This window comes from Micromonospora echinofusca (assembly GCF_017614955.1).
GTDB classification, from domain to species: domain Bacteria; phylum Actinomycetota; class Actinomycetes; order Mycobacteriales; family Micromonosporaceae; genus Micromonospora; species Micromonospora echinofusca_A.
The window spans coordinates 1-2,936 of the sequence record NZ_WVUH01000550.1 but is presented as its reverse complement, the minus strand read 5'-3'; the positions used below and the strand labels follow the sequence as shown (position 1 = coordinate 2,936).

Annotated in this window: 3 protein-coding genes; 2 read left to right on the top strand and 1 reads right to left on the bottom strand. The window is 73.3% G+C overall.

Translation table 11 applies throughout. The features are described from left to right. Positions 1 to 573: TetR/AcrR family transcriptional regulator (locus GSF22_RS32525; RefSeq protein WP_439957838.1), on the bottom strand; the 573-nt coding region annotated here is incomplete at its 3' end. A 214-nt stretch (positions 574 to 787) separates the two neighbouring features. Between GSF22_RS32525 and GSF22_RS32520 the strand changes: the two genes are divergently transcribed. Beyond that, positions 788 to 2,284, top strand: a complete 1,497-nt coding sequence (locus GSF22_RS32520) for an FAD-dependent monooxygenase (RefSeq protein ID WP_244454549.1) — start codon at positions 788 to 790, stop codon at positions 2,282 to 2,284. A 99-nt stretch (positions 2,285 to 2,383) separates the two neighbouring features. Continuing rightward, positions 2,384 to 2,936, top strand: a 553-nt coding sequence (locus tag GSF22_RS32515) for a hypothetical protein (protein WP_208817740.1), incomplete at its 3' end; no start/stop codon positions are given.

Below are 2,936 nucleotides of genomic sequence, written 5' to 3'. Positions count from 1 at the left end.
GGTGGTGAGGTAGCGGTCGAGGGTGGGGCCGAGCCAGACTGCCAGCTCGTCCGGGGACATGGCGACCACCGGGGGCAGGCGCAGGACATACCGGGTCAGCGCCAGCCCGAGCATCTGGGTGGCGACCAGTCCGGCCCGGCGTGCGGCGTCCGCCGGATCGGGGCAGACCTGCGCCACCGCCGGGGCGAGCTGGGCGCCGAAGATCTCCCGCATCCGCTCGGCGGCTGCCTCGTGACTGACGGCGGCCCGGAGCAGCGCGAACAGCGTCTCGTCGCCTTCCCAGCGGCGCAACATGTGCCGGACCACGGTGGCGCCGATCCCGCCGCCGGGCAGTGTGGCGGCAGCGCCGGTCCCGTCTCCGGGCAGCCCGGTGGCGCCGAGCCCGGCCCGGGACAACTCGGCGAAGTCCGGTAACCGGAGGTCGAACTCGGCCGCTGCGGCGAAGAGTTTCTCCTTGTTGCCGTAGTAGCGCATCACCATCGCCGGGTCGATCCCGGCGTCGGCGGCGATCGCCCGGATGGTGGCCCGCTCGTACCCGTCGGCGGCGAAACGTTCCCGGGCGGCGGTCAGGATGGCGGCCCGGGTGGCGTCCGACCGGCGTGGACGGTTCGGGTCGGCTCGCTGCGGGCTCTCGGCTCGGCGCGGACGCCCGCCGCCCGGATCGGCTGGTGGAGTCGTCGGGTTCACGTCAACAAGTGTAGGCCAACAAACGTTGACATCGATAGAGCGTCGTGCCTAGCCTCGACATCAGTAGATGCCAACGGTTGTTGACTTTCGGGAGGCGGACATGGCGATCCCCAACGAGAAGACGGCAAGCCGCAGCGAGAATCCGGCGATCCCCGAGGAGAGCGAGGTCGTCGTGGTGGGGGCGGGCCCGACCGGGCTGCTGCTCGCCGGGGACCTGGCCGCTGCCGGCGTACGCACCACCGTGCTGGAGCGCCGGACCACAGAGTCGAACCTGACCCGGGCGTTCGGGGTACATGCCCGGACCCTGGAACAGCTCGACAACCGGGGGCTCGCCGACGAACTGATCGCCGCCGGGCAGATCGTCCGGGGACTACGCCTCTTCGACCGGATCGAGGTCAGTTTCGCCGACCTGCCCAGCCGCTATCCGTACCTGCTGATCGTGCCGCAGTACGAGGTGGAGCGACTGCTCCGGCGCCGGGCGGTGGAACACGGCGCCACCATCGTCCGGGGCGCCGAGCTGACCGGCCTGCACCAGGACCCCGACGGGGTCGACGCCGAGGTGGCGATGGCCGACGGGACCACGACGACCGTGCGCGCAAGGTACCTGGTCGGGGCGGACGGGGTACGCAGCCGGGTGCGCGAGGCGGTCGGCTTGCCGTTCCCCGGCGAGGCGGTCCTCGCCTCGATGATGCTCGCCGACGTCCGGCTGGACACGCCACCCGCAGACACGATCGCGGTCGCCGCCACCGGGGACGCGCTCGCTTTCATCGCGCCCTTCGGCGACGGCTGGTACCGGGTCATGGCCTGGGACCGGCACCACCAGCGGCCCGACGATGCGCCGCTCGACCTCGCGGAGATCCGGGAGGTGACCCGGCGCGCACTCGGCACCGACCACGGGATGCGTGACCCGCGCTGGATGTCCCGCTTCCATTCTGACGAGCGGCAGGTCCCGGCGTACCGGGTCGGTCGGGTCCTGCTGGCCGGCGACGCGGCGCACGTGCACTCGCCGGCCGGCGGGCAGGGCCTGAACACCGGCCTCCAGGATGCCGCCAACCTGGGCTGGAAGCTCGCCGCCACGGTCCAGGGCACGGCACCCGCCGGGCTGCTCGATTCGTACCACGCCGAACGGCATCCGGTCGGCCGGCTGGTGCTGCGCAGCAGCGGCGCCCTGATCCGGGCCGCGATGCTCCGGCCCCGCCCGGCCCGGGTCGCCCGCAACCTGGCCGCCGGCACCGCGCTGCGCATCCCCGCGATCCGGCACCGGGCCACCGGCATCATCTCCGGCCTCGGCATCGCGTACCCGGGAAGCCACGGTGACCACCGGCTGGTCGGCCGCCGGGCCGAGGACCCGGCGGTGGCCGGCGCCGCCGCCGACCGGCTCCGCGCGGCCCTGCGTGGTGGTCGCTTCGTCCTGCTCACCCCGAGTGTGCCGCCGGCCGACCTCGCCGACCGGCTCACCGTGGTCACCACGCCCGGTCCGATGATGCTGGTACGCCCCGACGGCTACCTTGCCGCCGTCAGCGACGACCCCGATCCCGCTCACCGGCAGGCGGTGCTCCGCTCCGCCCTGAAGCGCTGGGGCGGCGGGGCGCCCTGAAGCGCTGGGGCGGCGGGGCGCCGGCACAGGCCGGCCGACAGCAGGAGTAGCCGACCGGACGGTGGGTATGCCGACGCGCCAACGGCGAAAGGGGAGCACATGTCCGAACGGCATACCGCCCTACGTTCCATGCACGATCTGGGTCTCGCGGCCTGGTTCGGTGGCTCGCTGATGGGCGCACTCGGGGTCAACGGCGCGGCGGCCCAGCTCGACGACTCGAAGCAGCGCCTGCCCACGGCCTCGGCGGGCTGGGCCCGCTGGACGCCGGTCAACGCGGCGGCGATCGGTTCGCACCTGATCGGGGCGGCCGGTGAGCTGGCGGTGGAGAGTCCCCGGTTGGCCGCCCAGGCGGGCGTGGCCAAGGCCAGCGCGATCAAGACCGGGCTCACCGTGGCGGCGCTCGCGGTCACCGGGTACAGCCGGTTGCTCGGTATGCGGCTGGAGAAGGCCGGCCGGATTCCGGTCGGCGGGACCACCGAACCCACCTTCGACACCCCGTCGAACGTCGCGTCCGCCCAGCGGCAGATGAAGATGTTGCAGTGGGCGATCCCGGCGCTGACCGGTGCCCTGATCGTGGTCACCTCGTTCATGGGTGAGCAGCAGAAGCCGGGCCAGATGTTCCGGGGGATGTTCGGCCGGGCGGGCGGGCTGA

Coding starts and splice junctions, on each gene's coding strand:
- GSF22_RS32520 (WP_244454549.1), top strand. CDS start 788: ATGGCGATCCCCAACGAGAAGACGGCAAGCCGCAGCGAGAATCCGGCG.